General features: G+C 42.0%; 13 protein-coding genes, 2 tRNA genes and 3 rRNA genes. 2 read left to right on the forward strand and 16 right to left on the reverse strand.

Annotated elements, in window-relative coordinates; genetic code table 11:
* Positions 1-53: 53 nt before the first annotated feature.
* The 6 genes from ACZ5QH_RS19620 to ACZ5QH_RS19645 form a co-directional block, all read right to left on the reverse strand.
* Positions 54-1,994 carry an acetyl-CoA carboxylase biotin carboxylase subunit gene (locus ACZ5QH_RS19620; protein ID WP_303577442.1) on the reverse strand — a complete coding sequence of 647 codons (1,941 nt, stop codon included), beginning with the start codon at positions 1,992-1,994 and terminating at the stop codon, positions 54-56.
* 94 nt (positions 1,995-2,088) lie between these two features.
* Positions 2,089-2,922 carry an enoyl-CoA hydratase/isomerase family protein gene (locus ACZ5QH_RS19625; RefSeq protein WP_244014075.1) on the reverse strand — a complete coding sequence of 278 codons (834 nt, stop codon included), beginning with the start codon at positions 2,920-2,922 and terminating at the stop codon, positions 2,089-2,091.
* Between the two features lie 14 nt (positions 2,923-2,936).
* Positions 2,937-4,094, reverse strand: a complete 1,158-nt coding sequence (locus ACZ5QH_RS19630; RefSeq protein WP_303577443.1) for an acyl-CoA dehydrogenase family protein — start codon at positions 4,092-4,094, stop codon at positions 2,937-2,939.
* Between the two features lie 106 nt (positions 4,095-4,200).
* A complete protein-coding gene (locus tag ACZ5QH_RS19635) occupies positions 4,201-5,814 on the reverse strand; it encodes an acyl-CoA carboxylase subunit beta (protein ID WP_303577444.1) in 1,614 nt (537 codons plus the stop codon).
* Positions 5,811-6,722: an SDR family oxidoreductase gene (locus ACZ5QH_RS19640; RefSeq protein WP_303577445.1), complete on the reverse strand. Its 912-nt coding sequence runs from the start codon at positions 6,720-6,722 to the stop codon at positions 5,811-5,813. Before ACZ5QH_RS19640 ends, ACZ5QH_RS19635 begins: the two co-directional genes overlap by 4 nt.
* 96 nt (positions 6,723-6,818) lie before the next feature.
* Positions 6,819-8,609, reverse strand: coding sequence for an acyclic terpene utilization AtuA family protein (locus ACZ5QH_RS19645; RefSeq protein ID WP_303577446.1), 1,791 nt, complete (start codon positions 8,607-8,609; stop codon positions 6,819-6,821).
* A gap of 166 nt (positions 8,610-8,775) precedes the next feature.
* Here ACZ5QH_RS19645 and ACZ5QH_RS19650 point away from each other — a divergent pair, with 166 nt between their 5' ends.
* Positions 8,776-9,378, forward strand: coding sequence for a TetR/AcrR family transcriptional regulator (locus ACZ5QH_RS19650; RefSeq protein ID WP_105714472.1), 603 nt, complete (start codon positions 8,776-8,778; stop codon positions 9,376-9,378).
* An 81-nt stretch (positions 9,379-9,459) separates the two neighbouring features.
* Here ACZ5QH_RS19650 and vapC read toward each other — a convergent pair whose 3' ends face one another.
* From vapC to ACZ5QH_RS19670, 4 genes are all read right to left on the reverse strand, one after another.
* Positions 9,460-9,855, reverse strand: a complete 396-nt coding sequence (gene vapC, locus ACZ5QH_RS19655; protein WP_303577447.1) for a type II toxin-antitoxin system tRNA(fMet)-specific endonuclease VapC — start codon at positions 9,853-9,855, stop codon at positions 9,460-9,462.
* Positions 9,852-10,082, reverse strand: coding sequence for an antitoxin (locus ACZ5QH_RS19660; protein WP_303577448.1), 231 nt, complete (start codon positions 10,080-10,082; stop codon positions 9,852-9,854). Before ACZ5QH_RS19660 ends, vapC begins: the two co-directional genes overlap by 4 nt.
* A 103-nt stretch (positions 10,083-10,185) precedes the next feature.
* Entirely contained in the window at positions 10,186-11,355 is a 1,170-nt protein-coding gene (locus ACZ5QH_RS19665) for an acyl-CoA dehydrogenase family protein (protein WP_303577449.1), read from the reverse strand.
* A gap of 72 nt (positions 11,356-11,427) precedes the next feature.
* Entirely contained in the window at positions 11,428-12,591 is a 1,164-nt protein-coding gene (locus ACZ5QH_RS19670; RefSeq protein ID WP_270387047.1) for an acyl-CoA dehydrogenase family protein, read from the reverse strand.
* A 194-nt stretch (positions 12,592-12,785) separates the two neighbouring features.
* Here ACZ5QH_RS19670 and ACZ5QH_RS19675 point away from each other — a divergent pair, with 194 nt between their 5' ends.
* On the forward strand, positions 12,786-16,142 hold the full coding sequence (locus ACZ5QH_RS19675) for a DEAD/DEAH box helicase (RefSeq protein WP_303577450.1): 3,357 nt from the start codon (positions 12,786-12,788) through the stop codon (positions 16,140-16,142).
* A 79-nt stretch (positions 16,143-16,221) separates the two neighbouring features.
* Here ACZ5QH_RS19675 and ACZ5QH_RS19680 read toward each other — a convergent pair whose 3' ends face one another.
* From ACZ5QH_RS19680 to ACZ5QH_RS19705, 6 genes are all read right to left on the reverse strand, one after another.
* Positions 16,222-17,142, reverse strand: coding sequence for an acyl-CoA desaturase (locus ACZ5QH_RS19680; RefSeq protein WP_303577451.1), 921 nt, complete (start codon positions 17,140-17,142; stop codon positions 16,222-16,224).
* 200 nt (positions 17,143-17,342) lie between these two features.
* Positions 17,343-17,457: ribosomal RNA gene (gene rrf, locus ACZ5QH_RS19685) — 5S ribosomal RNA — on the reverse strand.
* A 202-nt stretch (positions 17,458-17,659) separates the two neighbouring features.
* Positions 17,660-20,550 (reverse strand): 23S ribosomal RNA (locus ACZ5QH_RS19690).
* Between the two features lie 337 nt (positions 20,551-20,887).
* Positions 20,888-20,963, reverse strand: a tRNA-Ala gene (locus ACZ5QH_RS19695).
* Positions 20,964-21,007: 44 nt separating this feature from the next.
* Positions 21,008-21,084: transfer RNA gene (locus ACZ5QH_RS19700), tRNA-Ile, on the reverse strand.
* A gap of 59 nt (positions 21,085-21,143) precedes the next feature.
* Positions 21,144-22,682 (reverse strand): 16S ribosomal RNA (locus ACZ5QH_RS19705).
* The 16S, 23S and 5S rRNA genes sit together here with 2 tRNA genes alongside, the layout of an rRNA operon.
* Positions 22,683-23,250 lie beyond the last annotated feature (568 nt).

Raw genomic sequence — 23,250 nt, forward strand, 5'->3', positions numbered from 1 at the left:
CACGAGAATATTGAAGTTTTTAAGTCCCTATACAATACGCTTAATCTGATCAATCAAGCCTGAATATTCAATACCAACTGACGTTTCTTTACCTGTTGTCCAACTTGCCCAATAATCTCATTCACGACTCCATCAACATCAGACTTAATCTGTTGCTGAATCTTCATCGCTTCTAAAATCAACAAAGTTTGACCTTTAGTCACGGTATCACCCGCATTTACCAAGATATTGATAATCGCACCATCCATTGGTGCACGAATGTGACCATCGCCTGCGACATCGGAAGTTTCAGGTGCTGCATAGGTGATATTTTCAATGCTGATATTGCCATTTACCGCATCTAAATACAGCTGATTTCCATCTAAGACATAGTCAATCGAACGGCGTACACCATCCACCTCATAAATGAATTTTTCTGCTTGCTGTTCAATAATGCTGATCCCAAGCGTCTGCCCACAAATTTCAACGCTCACTTGGTTTTGATCACGTTTCACCAAAAGCTGTAATAACTGATCATCATGCTTGAGTTTTAAAGGTAAAGATAACGCAATTCCGGTATTCCAACTGCTTTGACTAGAAGCATTGGTCAACAGTGCCGCAGCAACAGCTAGGTGTTCTAAGCCCAAAGCCTGTTTATGTAAGCTGGCATCTGTTTGGAAGTGCTCTTGAATAAAGGCAGTATTGGTGTCGCCTTTGACAATAATAGGGTGTCTAAGTAAATTCACTAAAAACTGCTTATTACTATTTACCCCCAACAATACACAATCATCTACAGCACGCGCCAAGAGCCGAATGGCATCCTGACGGGTTTGACCATATGCAATGACTTTTGCCACCATTGGGTCGTAAAATGGACTAATTTCATCCTGTTGCAACAAACCATGATCAATTCGAACATTGGGTAAATCAGCAGCTTGCCAGCGCTGTATTTGACCTGTCTGTGGCAAGAAGTCTTGGCGTGGGTCTTCTGCATATAAGCGAACTTCTATCGCATGCCCTGACAAGGTCAATTCAGATTGTTGTAAGGGCAAGGTTTCACCATTGGCCACACGCAGTTGCCATTCCACTAGATCTAAACCCGTGATCAGCTCTGTTACTGGATGCTCAACTTGCAAACGTGTATTCATTTCGAGGAAATAAAACTCACCTGATTGATCCAATAGAAACTCAACCGTTCCTGCACCGACATAATCACATGATTTCGCTGCTGCAACAGCAGCCTCACCCATTTTTTGGCGTAAGCTTTCGGTCATCACTGGACATGGGGCTTCCTCAACCACTTTTTGATGACGACGCTGAATCGAACAATCACGCTCAAATAAATACACATAATTGCCGTGGGTATCGCCAAATACCTGTATCTCAACATGGCGTGGAGCAATCACAGCTTTTTCAAGAATCAGCTCACCTGAACCAAAGGCATTTTCTGCTTCAGAGCGCGCTGTTTTTAAGGCTTCAACAATATCAGCAGATTGCTGTACCAGACGCATACCGCGCCCACCACCGCCTGCTGAAGCTTTGACCATCAGTGGATAACCAATTTTATTGGCTTGTTGTTCTAAATACTCTATATCTTGCTGATCACCTTCATAGCCCGGCACACACGGTACACCCGCCTGAATCATGGCAATTTTTGACAGGCGTTTACTGCCCATCAATTCAATTGCGGGTGCAGGTGGGCCAATAAAGGTAATTCCATTTTTCGCACAAGCTGCTGCAAAATCGGTATTTTCAGAAAGGAAACCATAACCGGGATGAACAGCATCAGCCCCCGTTTTTTTACATGCGTCGATAATATTTTGAATAGATAAATAGGACGCTGAAACTTTTGAAGCACCAATATATACAGCCTCATCTGCAAGCTGTACATGACGCGCATAACGATCTGCATCTGAATAGACAGCCACGGTCTGATAGCCCATTGCTTTTGCTGTTTTCATCACGCGAACAGCAATTTCACCACGATTCGCCACCAATATTTTTGAAAATGCCATTCTCGTTTTCCCTATTTTTGGTTTTATATTCACTTGATTATCTTGGTTGAATCACACCAATCTCAATCAAGATCAGTGATCCGCATTGTCAAACTTATACATCAAACCAATTTGGATGACGCTTTTGGATAAAGGCCATTGTGCCTTCTATGCCTTCTTCGCCCCCCACAGCATTGGCAAATTGTTGTGCGGCATCATCCAATAAAGGCGTCAAAGCTTCATTTAAAGTACGGTGCAATAAAGCTTTGGTCACACGAGATGCTTGTGGGGCAGTACGTTTAATCTGCTGAATGGTTTCGATCAATAAAACTTCCAGTGCTTTTTCATTCTCAACCACTTCATGTACAACACCAACTTTCAATGCAGTATGCCCCTCAAAACGTGCGCCAAGTAAAGCCAAACGGCGCGCTTGAGTTAAGCCAATTCGCTTTACCACAAATGGGGCAATCTGGGCGGGAATAACCCCTAATCCTGTTTCAGGTAAACCAAATTTGGCATCGGCAAGACTAATTGCAATATCTGAAACACAGGCCAAGCCAAAACCACCACCCAATACCGCACCTTCTAAAACTGCGACAACGGTTTGTGGTGCTTGATCCACCTGCTCCAGCATATGTCCAAATTGACGATTGAAATCAACATAAGGCTGATTAGAACCAACACTGGTGGCCTCACCACGCAGTTGTGCCATATCTTTAATGTCACCGCCTGCGCAAAAATGTCCATCTTTACCACGTAAAATGACTGCACGAATGGAGATGTCATCTTGAATCGTTTTAAACACCTGTTGAATCGCTTTGACCATATTCAAACTCATGGCATTGCGACTCTCAGGTCGATTGAGCCATAGGGTTAAAATGCTGCCCTCTTGCTCAAGCTCAATACTGCGATCAAATTGTTGTATTGTTAGAGATTGCGAAAGTGCCATATTTATTCTCCTTGTTATTGACGTTTAGATGGAAGAATATCCATCAACTTACAAATAATTCCAAGCATAATTTCATCTGCACCGCCACCAATCGAACCTAAACGGCCATCACGGTACAGCTGAGAAGCGGGGTTATCCCACATAAAACCATTTCCACCCCAGAACTGTAAGCAACTGTCTGCAACTTCTCGCGTCAAACGACCTGCTTTAAGTTTTGCCATAGAGGCAATTTCTGTTGCATTCCCGCCGTCAATGTGGATTTCACAAGCACGATAGGTTAAGGCACGTAAAGCTTCCACTTCGGTCATCAACTCCGCAAAACGAAAATGTACATATTGGTTGTTAATCAATGGTTGTCCAAAGGTGCTTCGTTCTTTGGTATATTGAATGGTTTGTTGAATCACATTTTCCAAACCACCAATTGCATTGGCAGCCGCCCACATTCGTTCTTCTTGGAACTGCATCATTTGCATCATAAAGCCCATACCTTCTGCACCCACCAAGTAGCGTTGTGGTACACGAACATTGTCAAAATAGACTTCTGCTGTCGTGGTTGAACGCATTCCCAATTTATTAAGCGGTTCAGAGAAAGAGATGCCAGCGGATTTTGCAGGAACAATAATCATGGACTTATTGACATGCGGTTTATCATCAGAGGTATTGGCCAATAAGCAAAAAAAGTCAGCTTGTAGGGAATTGGTAATCCACATTTTGCTGCCATTAATCACATAATCATCACCCTGTTTTTTTGCGGTGGTTTTGATGGCTGCGACATCTGAACCTGCATGTACTTCCGATACAGCAATCGAAGCAACATATTCACCCGCAATTGCAGGTGTTAAAAATTCATCTCGTAATTCTTGACTACCAAAGCGCGCTAAGGCTGGTGTTGCCATATCCGTTTGCACACCAATCGCCAAAGGTACGCCACCACAGGCGGCTCGCCCTAATTCTTCTGCAACCACAAGGTTATAAGAATAATCTAAACCTAATCCGCCATTTTCTTCAGGCTTACAAATCCCCAGCAAACCTAAATCCGACAGTTTTTTAAACACATCATGAATAGGAAATCGCCCTTCAGCTTCCCATGTCGCAATATAAGGATTGAGTTCAGTCTCAACAAACTGACGTGTAGTACGGCGTAGTGCTTCATGCTCTGTTGTAAATTTCATTGTTTTTTTCCTTAAATTTAATCTTCTTTAACTCGCTTTAATAAAGCGGAGAACACCCCACTTTTAAAAGATGAGGAATGATGAGTTTTGCAAAGGCCGAGGACTTTTAAAGCCTCGATACACCAAATCGTATTGGATTTAGTTTGCGATGTTCTGCCTCATAAATTGTTTCTAGTAAGAAGATCAGGACTTTGCGTGTATCACGCGGGTCGATAATTCCATCATCATGCAACATGGCCGTATTAAATAAGGCGGTTGACTGCTGTTCTAATTTTGCTGCTGTACTTTGCTCTAAGAAATCCAGCATCTGCTCGTTAGGCTCCATCCCTGAAGCTTTTTGCTTTCCTTCCGCTACGATACGTAATACCTTGCCTGCCTGAGCTGAACCCATCACCGCCACATGCGAGTTTGGCCATGCAAAAATAAATTGCGGTGATAATGGACGTCCACACATCGCGTAATTGCCCGCGCCATAAGAACCAGCTACAACGATCGAAATTTTCGGTACAGTGGTATTGGCAACGGCCTGAATCAATTTCGAACCATGCTTAATAATGCCGTTCTGTTCAGCATCAGTTCCGACCATAAAGCCGGTGGTGTTATGTAAAAACAGTAAGAGGCGTTTGGTCTGTTCACAGAGGTGAATGAATTGTGCAGCCTTGGTGGCGCCTTGTGGGGTAATCGGTCCATTGTTGGTAATAATTCCGATATGTAATCCACCAATTTTTGCCCAACCACACACGGTCAATGCATCATATTCTTGTTTTACTTCAAAAAATTCAGAGTCATCAACAATTCGTGCAATCACATCTTTCATGTCAAAAGGCTGCTTCGGACTTGCAGGAATAATCCCTAACAGCTCCTCGGCAGGATAACGTGGCTCTTTATAGCTTAAATTTAACTTTTGAGTTTGCTCTTTCCAGTTAAGATGCTCAAAAACTTCACGGGCAATACGAATCCCATCAGCATCATTCTCGGCTAAAAACTCTGCTGTTCCAGCAACCTGTGCATGCATCTCTGCGCCACCGAGTTCCTCTGCTGTTGCCACTTCTCCTGTTGCCGCCAACAGTAAAGGTGGCCCTGCAAGTAACATCTCAGTTTGCTTACGAACTGCAATCACATAATCAGATAAACCCGGTTGATACGCTCCACCGGCTGTTGCATTGCCATGTACCACGGAGACTTGGGGTAAACCTGCGGCAGACAGTCGTGCCTGATTGGCAAAGGTCATTCCACCATAAGTAAATACTTCAGCAGCGTAATTTAAGTTGGCACCCCCACTTTCGGTAAGGGTCAGCATCGGTAATTTCTGTTCAAAAGCAATCGCCTGCAAACGTAAGGTTTTTTGTACCCCCATCGGTGACATTGTTCCGCCTTTGATTGCACTGTTACTTGCTGAAATCAGACAACGAACACCACTGACAAAACCAATCCCTGAAATAATCCCACCGCCAGCATCTGATCCATCTTTATCATCATGCATGGCATAACCCACCAAGCCACACAGTTCAACAAATGGTGAATCAGCATCAAGAGCTAAACGGACACGTTCATGCGGTAAAATTTTGCCTTTCTTGTCAAATTTGGGTTTGGCTGCATAAGATTTTTCAATATTCTTATTTTGTACTGCACGCACTTCGGCAATTTGAGCAAGTAATGCCTGCTTGTTCTGTTCAAATTGCTCACTGCCAACTGCAATTTCGGATTGGAGAACAGTCATGAATTTTCTCCTGTCTGCTGGTTATTGGTTTGATCACTCAATTGTTGTTTTAATACATCTGGAATAAAGGCACGATGGAAGCCATTAAACGACTCGCTATTCGAAGCATCTGCCAATGGATACATTCGAGTGCCTAAAGACGCAGCGCCATCAATACGAATCGTCATGCCAGAAATAAAACCTGCTGCTTCTGAAAGTAAATAACAAATAGCAGAAGAAATTTCAGATTCGGTGCCCATTCGTTTCAGGGGTACATTCCCCGCCAAACTTGGAATAATAAATTTGGCAAAATCACCGGTATAATTATCCATTCCTGAAGAAACAACCCAACCAGGTGCAACACAGTTAACACGTACCCCAGAACGGCCCCACTCCACCGCTGCTGTTTTGGTTAAATTATCTACCCCAGCACGGGCTGCACCAGAGTGTCCCATCCCCGGCATGCCACCCCACATATCAGCTGCCATATTGACAATACTGCCACCATGTTTTGCCATCCATTGGTTATAGGCTTCTTTCATTAAGTAGAAAGTTGAATGTAGGTTGTTCCGTACCACAGCATCAAAACCATTGGCAGAAATGCCTTCTAAATTTGAGGGAAACTGACCGCCAGCGTTATTGACAAGGCCATCGAGTCTGCCAAATTTTTCAATCACTTCAGCAATCATCCCTTTCACGTTGTGTTCTTCGCGATTATCACAAACGATAAAATGAACTTTGCCACCATCTTCGATGATTTCTTTGCTGACATTTTCCAGCTTTTCAATTTTCCGCCCTGTAATCACCACTTGAGCCCCTAAAGCAGCCAGTTCATGAGCAGTACAGCGTCCTATACCCGAACCACCACCGGTCACAATGATGACTTGGTCCTGAAAAGCATCCGATCTAAATATTGAGTGATAATGCATTTTTATATCCAAATTGTTGTCTTTTAACTTGCTTAAATCTCGCTCTAAACTCTCTTTTTAAAAGCGAGGAATTCGCCCCACGTTCGTAAACAAGGATTAGAAGGACTTTAAACTCGCTGGGATTTTGACTGGCATATCTAAAAGCTGTTGTGCAAAAGCTTTACCTTGTGGATCAATACGTAAACTGGCAATTCCTCCACCACCTAAGGCATTTTCCAGCATAAAATTTAAGGCATTAAACCCTGTGATTTCATAACGAATCACTTTAGACTTTTCAGGATCTAAAACATGCTGCATATATTCTTTGACCTTTTCCTCAGTCAAATTGGCACGAATCCAAGGTAGATATTCAGGCTGACGTGCGATCACTCCAATATTGCTGTGATTGCCTTTATCGCCACTCCGAGCATGGGCAACTTCAACTAAAGGAACTTCAATCTCCTGACCCGTAAATTGAGCAACCTCACCCACTGCAACAACATCAAAAGATTGATCTGAGCAACCTGATGGAATCTGTATATTTTGACGCTGACCATTGATGTCGATCGCAACACTTAGTTTTGATTTATCCACTAAAAACGAGAACAACTTAATCACAGGAGAAGCTTTGGGACGCCCCCCAACAATTCCAGCCAATGCAGGTGCCATTCCGGTAGATGCTTGGGCAATTTCAGAAGCAAAGAACATACATGCTTCTTTAAACATGTGCTTTACAGCGATTTTGACAACCACTTCTCGACTATTGATCTGCTGCGCATTTGCGCCATAGGTACTTTCAATACCCAATATTTCAACTGATTTTTCTAAGAATGGTGGAACTGAACGTAATGCTAAAACACGCTCACACTTAGTTAATATTGCATCTGCAATTACTTGGGCTTTTTCAGGAGCTTCGCGTCCTGCAATCAGAAAACTCACCAAGACACGATAACAATCGGGATAGGTTGCACTGACTTTATATTGTTGTGTTGGTGCTCTACCTTTTGCGCCAATCACTAAAACTCGATCTTCACCCACCTGTTCTAATTTCACTTGGCTAAAATCTGCTGTGACATCGGGCAGTAAATACGCTTGCGGATTGCCAATTTCATAGACAACTTGTTCAGCAACAGTTGCAACCGAAATCAGTCCACCGGTTCCTTTGGGTTTAGTCACGATAAATGATGCATCTGCTTTCACTTCAACAATTGGAAACCCCATATTGTCAAAGCCTTGTACTAAGCGCCAATCGGTGAAATTGCCACCTGTACATTGTGCACCACACTCAATGATATGCCCTGCTAAAGCACCTTGGGACAGCTTGTCATAATCCTCTAAGGACCATTGATATTCATGCAACAAAGGTGCAAGCACCACAGCTGAATCCACCACTCGCCCAGTGATGACAATATCTGCACCTTGATCAAGTGCGTCTCGAATTGGAACAGCTCCTAGATATGCGTTACAACTGGCTAATTGGCTAGGCAAATCTTCGCCACTAAACATCTCTTTAATATTTTGTGTTTTTAATTCGGCTTGTTGTGGCATTAGGTCATCCCCTAATACCACTGCAATTTTTAAATCCAATCCTTGTGCTTCAAGCACTTTCTGTAAGGCATCACGACATGCCAATGGATTGACACCACCAGCATTGCTAATCACTTTTATTTTTTTATCACTGATTTTTTTAAGCAGCGGTGTCATCACCCGACTGACAAAATCCAAAGCATAACCATGTTCTGGATTGGTCATCATCGCTTTTGCCATGATAGACATGGTGATTTCTGAAAGGTAATCAAAAACCAAATAATTGATGTCAGACAAATGCACCAACTGAAATGCTGCGGTATTGGTGTCCCCCCAGAAACCTGAAGCACATCCAATTTTCACAATACGCTGATCTTCCATTTTCACACCTATCTTGTTTTCATTGTTCTGAATAAAATTTATACATCAATCTACCAAGCAAGCGCTTGGTTTGTAAAGGGCAAAATGTTATTCTGAATTGGCAAATGTGCTAAAACACGTTTTAAACAATGAATAATTTGCTTAACTTTATGGAAAAAATGATCCGATGATTGCTCACTCAATCGATGATATCCAACCAATCGCATGTTTTGATGACAGCCCTAAAGGTCGTTTATTACTTGGTGCTGCTTATTTATTTCATAAGCAAGGTTATGCCAAAACCACAGTTCGTGAGTTAGCAAATTTTATTGGAATTCAATCGGGTAGCTTGTTTCATCATTTTAAAAGCAAGGATGATATTCTTGCCAATGTCATGCATGAAACCATTATTTACAATCATGCCCGTATGCTTGATGCAATCCAAAAATCGGATGATGCTGAACAACAGTTAAAACACTTGATCAAAGCTGAGTTAATTTCGATTACTGGAGATACCGGTTCAGCCATGGCTGTTTTAGTTTATGAATGGTTTGCATTGTCGAAACAACGACAAGATGAACTCCTTAAACTGCGAAATGATTATGAGGATATCTGGTTCGATGTGATTGAGAAATTGCGCGACCTTGGTAAAATTCAGCATGATGCTTTTATTTGGCGCCGTTTGTTGGGCGGTGCGATTGCGTGGACCGTCACTTGGTATAATCCCAATGGTAAAATGAGCTTAGATGAACTGACTGAAATCGTTTTGGAAATGGCGATTCATAAGTAATACAAACGTAATATAGGAATTTGAGGTGAACAGATGATTCAACTTACTTAATAAGTAGATAATTCTTTCAAAAATTAACGTTCAAACCCAATTTTCTAATTTTAATCCATCAATTCGTTCAAATTCTTTCATATTATTTGTCACCAAAACAGTATCTAATGCTAGCGCATGTGCTGCGATTAACATATCTAAGCTACCAATCATTTGTCCTTTAGACTGTAATGATTGTCTTAATTTTGCATAATGCCAAATTGCACTTTCATCATAGGAAAGAACATCTAAAGGAGCTAAAAATTTATCCAAAGCATTTTTATTTCGCAGAGACCCTGACTTTTCTACCCCAAAAGCCAACTCCGAAGCACTAATACTTGAAATTGACAGCTGACCTAATTGATATTGTTTAAATTTTTCAAATACATGTGCTGGTTTGTTGTTAATAATATAAATACAGATATTGGTATCAAGTAAGTAAATCACAATAATTCTTCTCGACTTTGCATGCCTTGATCTTCCCGCTCAAACAAAAAATTATCTTCAAACTCAAACACAGCTTCTTGCATAATTTCCCAAGGATGATTTAAAGGTAATAGCAAAACACCATTACCAAAGTGTTTAACCACAACTTCTTTACCCTCAAAACGAAATGCTTTAGGTAAACGAATAGCTTGGCTACGTCCTGATTGAAAAATCTTTGCTACTTCCATAAGGACTCCTTAAATTGATAATAACCATTGGTATATATCATACCATGGTTATTTTTTCAGCAAAAACCAACATTGTAAGTTTTTATCACTTAAAAATTTGTCATTAAAACCCCAACTGCTTACCAATTAAATCTTTCATGATTTCTTCAGCACCGCCACCGATCATATTTACTTTGACTTCACGATAAATACGCTCGGATTTAGTCCCTCGCATAAAGCCCATGCCACCTAGAGTCTGCACTGCTGCATCTGCACAGAACTGCATGGTTTGGGTTGCGATATTCTTTGACATACAAATTTGTGCAATTAAATCACTGCCCTGTAGTTCAGCTTGCCCCATACGATAAGCAGTATCTTCCAATAATGCCCGTGTTGTGGTTAAACGCGTTGCCATATCAACCAACTTATGTCGTACCACTTGATGATCAACTAAGCGTTTTCCAAAAGTCTTCCGCGCTTTAGACCATTCTAAAGCCTCTTGATAACAGACCAAGGCATAACCATAGGCCATAGAAGCCAACCAAAAGCGTTCCATATTGAAGTTTTTCATAATGACCTTAAAGCCAGCATTTTCTTCACCAAGAAGATTTTCTACAGGAACTTTGACTTGGTCAAAATGCAAATGAGCAGTATCCGATGCCCACCAGCCCATTTTCTTTAAAGGTGATTTAGTGATGCCATCACTATGTGCATCAACCAATAGCATCGAAATACCACTCGCACCTTTATTTTCAGGATCGGTTCTCACCGCTACCGTATAATAATCTGCACGCATACCTGATGTAATAAAGGTTTTTTCACCACTCACCAGATAAAAATCACCTTCGCGGATTGCTTTGGTTTGTAATGCAGCAACATCAGAACCGCCGCTTGGTTCGGTAATCGCAAGTGCAGAAATTTTTTCGCCTGAAATAATTTGTGGCATCACCTTGTCACGAATATGTGGCTGAGCAAAATGATGAATTGGTGGTGTACCAATGGTATGAATCATCAAAGAAATATGTACGCCACCAGAGCCTGCTTTGGCTGTTTCAACTGCGGCTAAGAACACATGAAATGCATCTGCATCTGAGATTCCCCCATGCTCATCATCAAAGCCTAAACCCAATAGACCAATTGCAGCAGCCTTCTGATAAAGCGCACGAGGAAAAGTTTCAGCCTCATCCCATTCATTGACAAAAGGAGAAATCTCTTTTTCAACAAATTTCTTCACACTGTTTGCAAATGCACGATGTTCAGCGGTGTAGTAAATCGGGTTATTCAAATGATCCATATCTTGTTGTTCCCTGCTTATTTTTATTGCGATTTATTGTGTACAGTTCTAGTTTAATCCATTCTCGATATTCTAATAGCCCAATTGACGACTCGCGAGGTCTTTCATAATTTCTTCCGCCCCACCACCAATCATATTGACTTTAACATCACGGTAAATCCGTTCAGACTTAGTGCCTCGCATAAAGCCCATGCCCCCTAAAGTTTGTACAGCTGCATCGGCACAAAACTGCATGGTTTGAGTGGCCACATTTTTAAGCATACAGATTTGCGCAATCAACTCATTGCCCTGCATTTCAGGCTTCCCTAAGCGATAAGCAGTATCCTCCAACAAAGCAAGTGTAGTGGTTAAGCGAGTCGCCATATCGACTAATTTATGCCGAATTACTTGATGATCAACTAAACGTTTACCAAAGGTTTTACGTTCTTGTGCCCATTCCAATGCTTCTTCATAACAGGCTAATGCAAAACCATAACTACTGGCAGCAAGAAAAAAACGCTCCATATTGAAGTTATTCATAATCACAAGGAAACCCATATTTTCTGCCCCCAACAAATTGCTTGCAGGAACACGAACTTGATCAAAATGGAGATGAGCCGTATCCGAAGCCCACCATCCCATTTTGTCGAGTTTTGATTTGCTTATGCCATCACTATGAGCATCCATCAATAACATCGAGATACCATTCGGGCCTTTGGCATCAGGATCTGTACGTACCGCAACGGTATAATAATCAGCACGAATGCCCGATGTAATAAAGGTTTTTTCGCCACTGACAATATAGTCTTGACCATCCCGTACAGCTTTGGTTTTAAGTGCTGCTACATCAGACCCACCCGTGGGTTCAGTAATCGCCAACGCTGAAATTTTTTCGCCTGCCAAGATTTGAGTCAGTACAGTTTGTTTAATCTCATCTGAAGCAAAATGATTGATTGGAGGTGCGCCAATCGAATGTGACAATAAGGAAGCACATAAACCACCTGAACCGGTTTTGGCTAACTCAATCGAAGACAACAACACATGAAAAGCATCCGTTTCTGGAATTCCCCCATAGTTTTCGTCAAAACCTATCCCCAATAAGCCGATATCTGCGGCTTTTTTATAAAGTTCTTTTGGAAAGGTTTCTGCCTCTTCCCATTGATTGATATGTGGCATTAATTCTTTTTGAACAAACTTTCGAATGGAATCTGCAAATGCAAAATGCTGATCTGTATAGTAAATTGGATTATGCTTCATCTTGATTTGCTTCCCAGCATTATTTTGAAAAACTTATACTGACAGATTTTATTTAATTTAAAGTTGCAGAAACGATCAATTTGTATTTAAAAACATGTCATTTTTGATCAAAACTCATATATTAATTTCAGATTCATGATCAAAAATCCGTTACACTGTTAGTAATTTCCTTTTAATTTTTAGCTCTATAAATAATGGCGACATTGAATCAATTTTTATCACGTTTTAACCCTGCAACCATTCAAAGAAGCTTGAGTTATGTCAAAAAAATTGATCTAAAATCCTTAGAGGTCTACCCTGATCGGGATAATTTAGTCATCGAAGCACAAATTCAGGGAACGGATTATTATGAAACGGCTGTTATCTATAATCCTTTAACAAATAAAATTGTGGATACCGACTGTAGTTGCCCTGTTGGTTACGATTGTAAGCATTCGGCTGCACTTGCACGTTATTTTTATGATCAACAGCTTTCCAACCCAGCCGCACGTCAAAAACTAAACCCATTAGACCAGGCTCAAACCACAACAAATAGTTCTACCCACACCACGGCAAAAGCTTGGCTCGCTCAATTTAAACAACAATTGGCACAAGTTCAACGCACTGAAACGCCAGTACAGCACCAACTTATTTATATTTTCCAACCAAAAAATAACACCGCCAAATTACAACTTAGTGTTTTTAAAGTTCGTCGTAACAAAGATGGAAAAATTAGAGATACCGCGCTCTACACCAGTTATGACAATGTATTAAATGAACGTCTTAAAGTGAGCAAAGAAGAAAAGAAAATCTTTAGTCATTTGTACTTTTTCGCTAAGCTAAATTTTAGCGATGTTCATTTTTATCCAGCGTCATGGGATATTTCAGGAATCTATCAAGAACATCTAAGAACGGCTATTCAAAGTAGCGCTTGTTACGCACTTGATGTACAAAGATTACCTTTAACATGGTCTGATCAAGCTTATAAAATTGAATTCAACTGGCAAACACGTACAGAACAACAAACAGAGAAACTTAAAGCACAATTTTTTGATGAAAATCATCTAGAAATTCCACCTGACCATGCTGAACAAATTTATATTATTCATTCTCATCCATTAAGTTATCTCGATACCTTTAAAAACCAAGTCGGTGTACTTGAGTCTTTATATTCTAGTGAAATGATCGAAGAATTGCTAAATATGCCACAAATGCCTGTGGAATTAATGGCTGAATTTGAGCAAGTGATTCAACCCTATGCACTTTTTGAAGATTTACCTCAAGCGCCATTTACACAAAGTATAGAAATATTAAAAGGCAAACCCACACCTATTTTACGTTTTGGAACACATCCGCAATATGATCGTCTTGGTCATATGCATCATTATGCAATTGCTGAAATTGAATTTGAATACTCAGCTGGACGAATTAAAGCGGGTTTCCCTGATGACAGTTTCATTATCAATATTGATGAAAAAGCGGTTCGCCAACAACGCGATTTAGTTGCTGAAAAGAAACATATTGATGAATTAATTCATTCAGTTAAATCCATGCAACGGATTAGCAAGCTACCAAAAAGCAAACGCCCCGCTTTTGATGACATCACTGAAAACTCAATTGTTTATGCAGATCCCATGGCTTGGGTTGAGCAGCTGGTTCCTGAAAATAAAATCGAAGGTCTCGGCTGGAAAGTTGAACATACCCTAGATAGTCAGTTCAATTTAAGTGCAACACAAAACCTGCAACTCTCATTAAATGAATCTGAAAAAAAACAAGACTGGTTTAATGTCGGTGCGACGATTCAGGATATGAATGGCAACACCTATAACCTGATTGATCTTCTTGGCTATGCGATACAGCATAATCCACATCTTTTAGAAGATGACTATATTGAAAAAATGGACAGTGACAGCTTCTTAATTGTTCATTTAAAAGAAGCTCAAACACAACTGGCGCTTAGAAATCAAGAAATTAAGCCCATTCTGATCTATTTAAAAGAAATTTTACGACATCCTGAATCTGCAACATTAGATCAATACGATGCCGCTCAATTCTTAGATTTACAGCATCATTTGGGCATACCTTGGCGTACCAACGAACGCCTGAAAATGTTTGCAGAAAAGCTTCAAAATAGTTATCAAGATCAAATCAGCACACCACAAGGTTTCCAAGGCGAACTACGTCCATATCAACAACAAGGTTTAGCATGGCTACAGTTTTTACGTGAAACTGAACATGGCGGTATCCTTGCCGATGATATGGGACTCGGTAAAACAGCACAAACACTTGCACATATTCTATTAGAAAAGCAGGCAGGCCGATTAAATCAACGCCCAGCCTTGATTATTGCACCAACCTCTTTAATGCATAACTGGCGTAAAGAAGCTGAGAAATTCACCCCTGAATTAAAAGTTTTGGTCTTACAAGGACATGATCGAGTCGAGCATTTTCAAGAGATTAAAAACGTAGATATTGTGTTGAGTACCTACCCGCTTTTGGGCCGTGATGAAGAATTTTTATTGCCCTATCAATATCATTTATTGATTTTGGATGAAGCGCAAAACATTAAGAATCCACGTGCCAAAGCCTCTCAAGTGGTACGACAAATCAAAGCAAAACATCGTCTATGCTTAACTGGTACACCGATGGAAAACCATTTGGGTGAGTTATGGTCATTGTTCCATTTCTTAATGCCTGGTTTTTTATATAGTCAGGAACTGTTTAATAAAAAATATCGCAATCCTATCGAGAAACATGCAGATCTTCAGGTCAAAACCAAACTCATTTCTCGTATTAAACCGTTTATGTTGCGTCGTTTAAAAACAGAGGTGGCGAAAGAGCTTCCTGAAAAAACCACGATTGAAGTCAATATTGATATGAATGAACAGCAATCTAAGCTCTACGAAGCTGTTCGTGCAACAATGCAAAAGAATATTCGTGAGTTGATTGCAGCGAAAGGCTTCCATCGTAGTCAGATTCAAATTTTAAGTGCATTGCTTAAGCTTCGACAAGTTTGCTGTCATCCAAGCCTTTTACAACTTGATCAAGTCAAGAATCAAAATGTTGAATCAGCAAAATTAGATCATTTATTAGAAATGGTTCAAGATATGGTTGAGGAAGGGCGTAAAATTTTAATCTTCTCTCAATTCACCACGATGCTACAACTCATTGAGGAGCATTTAAAAGCCTTAAATATTCGAAATGTAAAACTTACTGGACAAACCAAGAAACGTGATGAAGTGATCACCGCATTCCAAGCAGGCGATATTCCTGTTTTCCTCATCAGCTTAAAGGCAGGCGGTGTTGGGCTTAATCTCACTGCTGCTGATACAGTGATTCATTATGATCCTTGGTGGAACCCAGCGGCTGAAGATCAAGCGTCTGATCGTGCATGGCGTATCGGTCAAGATAAACCTGTATTTGTTTATAAGTTGATTACCAACCAAAGTATTGAAGAAAAGATTTTAGCATTACAGAAAAATAAAGCTGATCTTGCCAAATCTATTCTGAGTATTGATCATGAAAATGAAGTGAAATTGTCTGAAGATGATGTCATGAGTTTATTGGATTGATAATCACCACCTATAATGTAGATAGTGAATTTTACGCATAGAGCTTAAATCAAAAAAGTGTTTGATAGTACTTTTTTGATTAGCATTGTTCGTCAGCTCTTTGATGATAAGGTACAAGCTCTTGCCGTTCTTCCAAATCAGCGACTAGTTTTAGATTTTTAACTAATCCAATTTTACTTAATATTATTAATACCCACCAACCAGGATCAGACTGACCTTTTTCCAATCCTAGTTTTGCTGAACCAGGGAATGCATGGTGATTATTATGCCAACACTCTCCCATAGTGATTAAGCCACAAAATTTAATGTTATAGCCTTGTACGCCTGCACCGTTAACATGCCACGAACGATGGCCTGAATTATGAGCAAAATATCCAATCAGCCAATGCCCTGTGACGGAAATTGCAACACGCAAATAAGTTCCCCAAACAACCCATTCTACCCCTCCTATAAGATATAGAATAAGTGCCAAAGGCAATTGCTGTAACATCCACGTTTTTTCCATAAAACGATAAAATTGAGTATTGAGAATAGATTCTTCTTTAAATATAGGGGGATGTTTTAAAACGATATCGCAATGTATTTGCCAAAAACCATCTTTTAGAAAAGAGCTTTGATGAGAAAAATATGGATGACACTGAGGTTGGCGCTGTGCCCAATCACGAATATCATGTGTCCTCACCATACCAAAAGGACCAGCTAATCCGACAATGACACCAAAATGAACAAATAAATATTCCAGCCATTTAGGACATTCATAGCTTTGATGAATCAAGCGACGATGCATTCCTAATGAATGCCCAAGGCATAGTGTAATCGCAGAACTAATTAAAAATACTAGAAAGTTTTCAATGGATGATAAAAATAAAACACCATAAATTCCAAAAAGATACATCATCATTACCCAAATAGACTTTAAAGGTGACCAAATAACTTTTGCTTCAAATGCATTGGTTTCAGAATTTTCATAAATTGTCGGCACAGCTGTTTTCTTATACATAATGTTTCTACTTTTTTATTTTAATGATTTTAACTGAAATCCACTGCCTAAAATATAGCAAAGCTGACTATTGATTGACTTATTTATATTGACTATCTGTTTAAAATTTCACGAATGTATCTAAACTTTTCTTCCCGATAAACACCACACATAAAAAAACACCCCGTTCTCGCTAGAGATCGGGGTGTTTTAGATTTAAAAGCTGGCGATGACTTACTCTCACATGGGTAACCCCACACTACCATCAGCGCTAAGAGGTTTCACTTCTGAGTTCGGGAAGGGATCAGGTGGTTCACTCTTGCTATTGTCGCCAGCAAACTGTTATGGACTTGTTCGGGTCTTATTTAAATGCCTTACTTCGTACCAAATCTTGCGCTCGGGCAAAGCGTTGCTTTGCTTACCCTCGCTCAAACAGAACATTTGAGTTGAATAGTTTAACTAGCTTTACAACTAAATCAAGTATGTTTGATCTTTTATGAATCAAATGATGCTTCATATACAACTGCTTGGGTGTTGTATAGTCAAGCCTCACGAGCAATTAGTATTGGTCAGCTTCATGCGTCACCGCACTTCCACATCCAACCTATCAACGTCGTAGTCTTCAACGGCTCTTTAGAGGACATAAAGTCCTAGGGAAATCTTATCTTGAGGTAGGCTTCCCGCTTAGATGCTTTCAGCGGTTATCCCTTCCGAACATAGCTACCCGGCGATGCGACTGGCGTCACAACCGGTACACCAGAGGTTCGTCCACTCTGGTCCTCTCGTACTAGGAGCAGATCCTCTCAAATTTCCAACGCCCACGGTAGATAGGGACCGAACTGTCTCACGACGTTCTAAACCCAGCTCGCGTACCTCTTTAAATGGCGAACAGCCATACCCTTGGGACCTGCTTCAGCCCCAGGATGAGATGAGCCGACATCGAGGTGCCAAACACCGCCGTCGATATGAACTCTTGGGCGGTATCAGCCTGTTATCCCCAGAGTACCTTTTATCCGTTGAGCGATGGCCCTTCCATACAGAACCACCGGATCACTAAGACCTACTTTCGTACCTGCTCGACTTGTGGGTCTCGCAGTTAAGCGCGCTTTTGCCTTTATACTCTACGCGTGATTTCCGACCACGCTGAGCGCACCTTCGTACTCCTCCGTTACTCTTTAGGAGGAGACCGCCCCAGTCAAACTACCCACCAGACATGGTCCTCGTCCCGGATAACGGGACAGAGTTAGAACCTCAATATTACCAGGGTGGTATTTCAAGGATGGCTCCATAGCAACTGGCGTCACTACTTCAAGGCCTCCCACCTATCCTACACAAGTAAGATCAAAGTTCAATGTCAAGCTGCAGTAAAGGTTCACGGGGTCTTTCCGTCTAGCCGCGGGTACACCGCATCTTCACGGCGATTTCGATTTCACTGAGCCTCTGCTGGAGACAGCGCCCCCATCATTATGCCATTCGTGCAGGTCGGAACTTACCCGACAAGGAATTTCGCTACCTTAGGACCGTTATAGTTACGGCCGCCGTTTACTGGGGCTTCGATCAAGAGCTTCGCTTACGCTAACCCCATCAATTAACCTTCCAGCACCGGGCAGGCATCACACCCTATACGTCCACTTTCGTGTTTGCAGAGTGCTATGTTTTTAATAAACAGTTGCAGGGGCCTGGTTTCTGTGGCTGCCAATAGCTCAAGGAGCAAGTCCTATCACCGTCAGCAGCGTACCTTCTCCCGAAGTTACGGTACCATTTTGCCTAGTTCCTTCAGCAGAGTTCTCTCAAGCGCTTTGGTCTACTCGACCTGACCACCTGTGTCGGTTTAGGGTACGATTCCTGTGTAACTGAAGCTTAGAGACTTTTCCTGGAAGCATAGTATCAGCCACTTCGCTAGTAAACTAGCTTGCTATCAGCTCTCAGCATAGAGCACCCCGGATTTGCCTAAGATGCATGCCTACTGCCTTTCACCTGGACAACCAACGCCAGGCTGACTTAACTTTCTCCGTCCTCTCATCGCATTACACAGAAGTATTGGAATATTAACCAATTTCCCATCGACTACGCCTCTCGGCCTCGCCTTAGGGGTCGACTCACCCAGCCCCGATTAACGTTGGACTGGAACCCTTGGTCTTTCAGCGAACGGGTTTTTCACCCGTTTTGTCGTTACTCACGTCAGCATTCGCACTTCTGATACCTCCAGCATACTTCTCAATACACCTTCATCGGCTTACAGAACGCTCCCCTACCACGTATACATAGTATACATCCGCAGCTTCGGCATATAGTTTTAGCCCCGTTACATCTTCCGCGCAGGCCGACTCGACTAGTGAGCTATTACGCTTTCTTTAAAGGGTGGCTGCTTCTAAGCCAACCTCCTAGCTGTCTATGCCTTCCCACATCGTTTCCCACTTAACTATAATTTGGGGGCCTTAGCTGGCGGTCTGGATTGTTTTCCTCTTGACTACGGACGTTAGCACCCGCAGTCTGTCTCCCGGATAGTACTCATAGGTATTCGGAGTTTGCATCGGTTTGGTAAGTCGGGATGACCCCCTAGCCGAAACAGTGCTCTACCCCCTATGGTATTCGTCCGAGGCGCTACCTAAATAGCTTTCGGGGAGAACCAGCTATCACCGAGTTTGATTAGCCTTTCACCCCTATCCACAAGTCATCCCCTGGCTTTTCAACGACAGTGGGTTCGGTCCTCCAGTTAGTGTTACCCAACCTTCAACCTGCTCATGGATAGATCACCCGGTTTCGGGTCTATACCCAGCAACTAAACGCCCTATTAAGACTCGATTTCTCTACGGCTCCCCTATACGGTTAACCTTGCTACTGAATATAAGTCGCTGACCCATTATACAAAAGGTACGCAGTCACCAAACAAGTTGGCTCCCACTGCTTGTATGCATGCGGTTTCAGGATCTATTTCACTCCCCTCACAGGGGTTCTTTTCGCCTTTCCCTCACGGTACTGGTTCACTATCGGTCAGTCAGGAGTATTTAGCCTTGGAGGATGGTCCCCCCATATTCAGACAAGGTTTCACGTGCCTCGCCCTACTCGTCATCATTATATGTGCCCTTTCGTGTACGGGACTATCACCCTCTACGGTAGCACTTCCCAGAGCTTTCCGCTAAAACACATATAACTTAATGGGCTGATCCCCGTTCGCTCGCCGCTACTGAGGGAATCTCAATTGATTTCTTTTCCTAAGGGTACTGAGATGTTTCACTTCCCCTCGTTCGCCTCGCATGACTATGTATTCATCATGCGATACCTACCTTATGGTAAGTGGGTTTCCCCATTCAGAAATCTCCGGATCACAGGATATTTGCCGCCTCCCCGAAGCTTATCGCAGGCTATTACGTCTTTCATCGCCTCTGACTGCCAAGGCATCCACCACATGCACTTAATTACTTGACTATACAACCCCAAACAGTCGTTAATCCCTACAAGGAGGATCAACAATGTGAACTTAATCACTTCTATTTGTTGCCTGTGAACTTAATCACCATACAGCTTCAATTTAATTCATATACCAAAACGCTTGATTCAGTTTTATCGCTAGTGCTCATTTCACTCAACATTAACAATTACTTGCTAACATCAACTAAAACGAGTTTAAACAATTATTTCAACTCAAATATATTCTGTTAATGATTCACTACCGCCTCGTCAGCGAGTAGTTAACTGTGATAAATCACAGAACTTAATAAGCTATCGGCTTACTAAGTTCTGTAATCACTTAGTCTTTAATTAGTGGTGGAGACTAACGGAGTCGAACCGTTGACCTCCTGCGTGCAAAGCAGGCGCTCTACCAACTAAGCTAAGTCCCCAGCTTAAGATCTTAATATATCTGCTCTTCTGTGTTCAGTAGACTTGGTGGGTCTGACAAGACTTGAACTTGTGACCCCACGCTTATCAAGCGTGTGCTCTAACCAACTGAGCTACAGACCCTCAGATACATCAATGAAGAACAACTTGTTGTGGATTCTTACCAATCGTCAATCTTTCGTTAAGGAGGTGATCCAGCCGCAGGTTCCCCTACGGCTACCTTGTTACGACTTCACCCCAGTCATCGGCCACACCGTGGTAAGCGTCCTCCTTACGGTTAGACTACCTACTTCTGGTGCAACAAACTCCCATGGTGTGACGGGCGGTGTGTACAAGGCCCGGGAACGTATTCACCGCGGCATTCTGATCCGCGATTACTAGCGATTCCGACTTCATGGAGTCGAGTTGCAGACTCCAATCCGGACTACGATCGGCTTTTTGAGATTAGCATCCTATCGCTAGGTAGCAACCCTTTGTACCGACCATTGTAGCACGTGTGTAGCCCTGGTCGTAAGGGCCATGATGACTTGACGTCGTCCCCGCCTTCCTCCAGTTTGTCACTGGCAGTATCCTTAAAGTTCCCACCCGAAGTGCTGGCAAATAAGGAAAAGGGTTGCGCTCGTTGCGGGACTTAACCCAACATCTCACGACACGAGCTGACGACAGCCATGCAGCACCTGTATGTAAGTTCCCGAAGGCACCAATCCATCTCTGGAAAGTTCTTACTATGTCAAGACCAGGTAAGGTTCTTCGCGTTGCATCGAATTAAACCACATGCTCCACCGCTTGTGCGGGCCCCCGTCAATTCATTTGAGTTTTAGTCTTGCGACCGTACTCCCCAGGCGGTCTACTTATCGCGTTAGCTGCGCCACTAAAGCCTCAAAGGCCCCAACGGCTAGTAGACATCGTTTACGGCATGGACTACCAGGGTATCTAATCCTGTTTGCTCCCCATGCTTTCGTACCTCAGCGTCAGTATTAGGCCAGATGGCTGCCTTCGCCATCGGTATTCCTCCAGATCTCTACGCATTTCACCGCTACACCTGGAATTCTACCATCCTCTCCCATACTCTAGCTTCCCAGTATCGAATGCAATTCCCAAGTTAAGCTCGGGGATTTCACATCCGACTTAAAAAGCCGCCTACGCACGCTTTACGCCCAGTAAATCCGATTAACGCTCGCACCCTCTGTATTACCGCGGCTGCTGGCACAGAGTTAGCCGGTGCTTATTCTGCGAGTAACGTCCACTCATCCTAGGTATTAACTAGAAGAGCCTCCTCCTCGCTTAAAGTGCTTTACAACCATAAGGCCTTCTTCACACACGCGGCATGGCTGGATCAGGGTTCCCCCCATTGTCCAATATTCCCCACTGCTGCCTCCCGTAGGAGTCTGGGCCGTGTCTCAGTCCCAGTGTGGCGGATCATCCTCTCAGACCCGCTACAGATCGTCGCCTTGGTAGGCCTTTACCCCACCAACTAGCTAATCCGACTTAGGCTCATCTATTAACGCAAGGTCACAAGTGATCCCCTGCTTTCCCCCGTAGGGCGTATGCGGTATTAGCATCCCTTTCGAGATGTTGTCCCCCATTAATAGGCAGATTCCTAAGTATTACTCACCCGTCCGCCGCTAGGTCAATTACCGAAGCAATCTCCCCCGCTCGACTTGCATGTGTTAAGCCTGCCGCCAGCGTTCAATCTGAGCCATGATCAAACTCTTCAGTTAAAAATCATTAGTGACTTAAGGTCACAATTCTGGCTCATCAATGTACTGACAAATTCTCTCAAATAAACTTCGAGTAATTTAAACCAATCAATCAATGATAATATTTCGATCAATCAATCAGTAAAAATCCACACAAGTTGTTCTTCATATTCTCTTAATGATCTTCTCAATGCTTCGTCAGCATCAAGCTAGGTCGGCTATACTACTCTCTATCTCTAAAAAGTCAATCAATAATGTTAATTATTTTTTCTAACAAACCCAACTCTAATCTCATCTTAAAATCTCAATTCGAAATCTTAACAAATTAATCAAGTGCCTGATTTATCAGAAGTTTTATTTAACATCACCGCCGATGGATGTGCATTCTACAGCATTCCCTAACCAACACAACCCCTTTTTTTAATTATTTTAATTGTTCGAACAAATAATGTTCGTTTATCATATTTATTCACACTTTTTAATCAAATTTGCTTTAATACATATGCAATAACTACTGTTAGAATACGATTATGAAGTCTTTAATATAGCTATATCGTTATCGACTACTTTTACTTTAAGAATATTTCAA

It is taken from the genome of Acinetobacter sp. Ac8 (assembly GCF_055392545.1).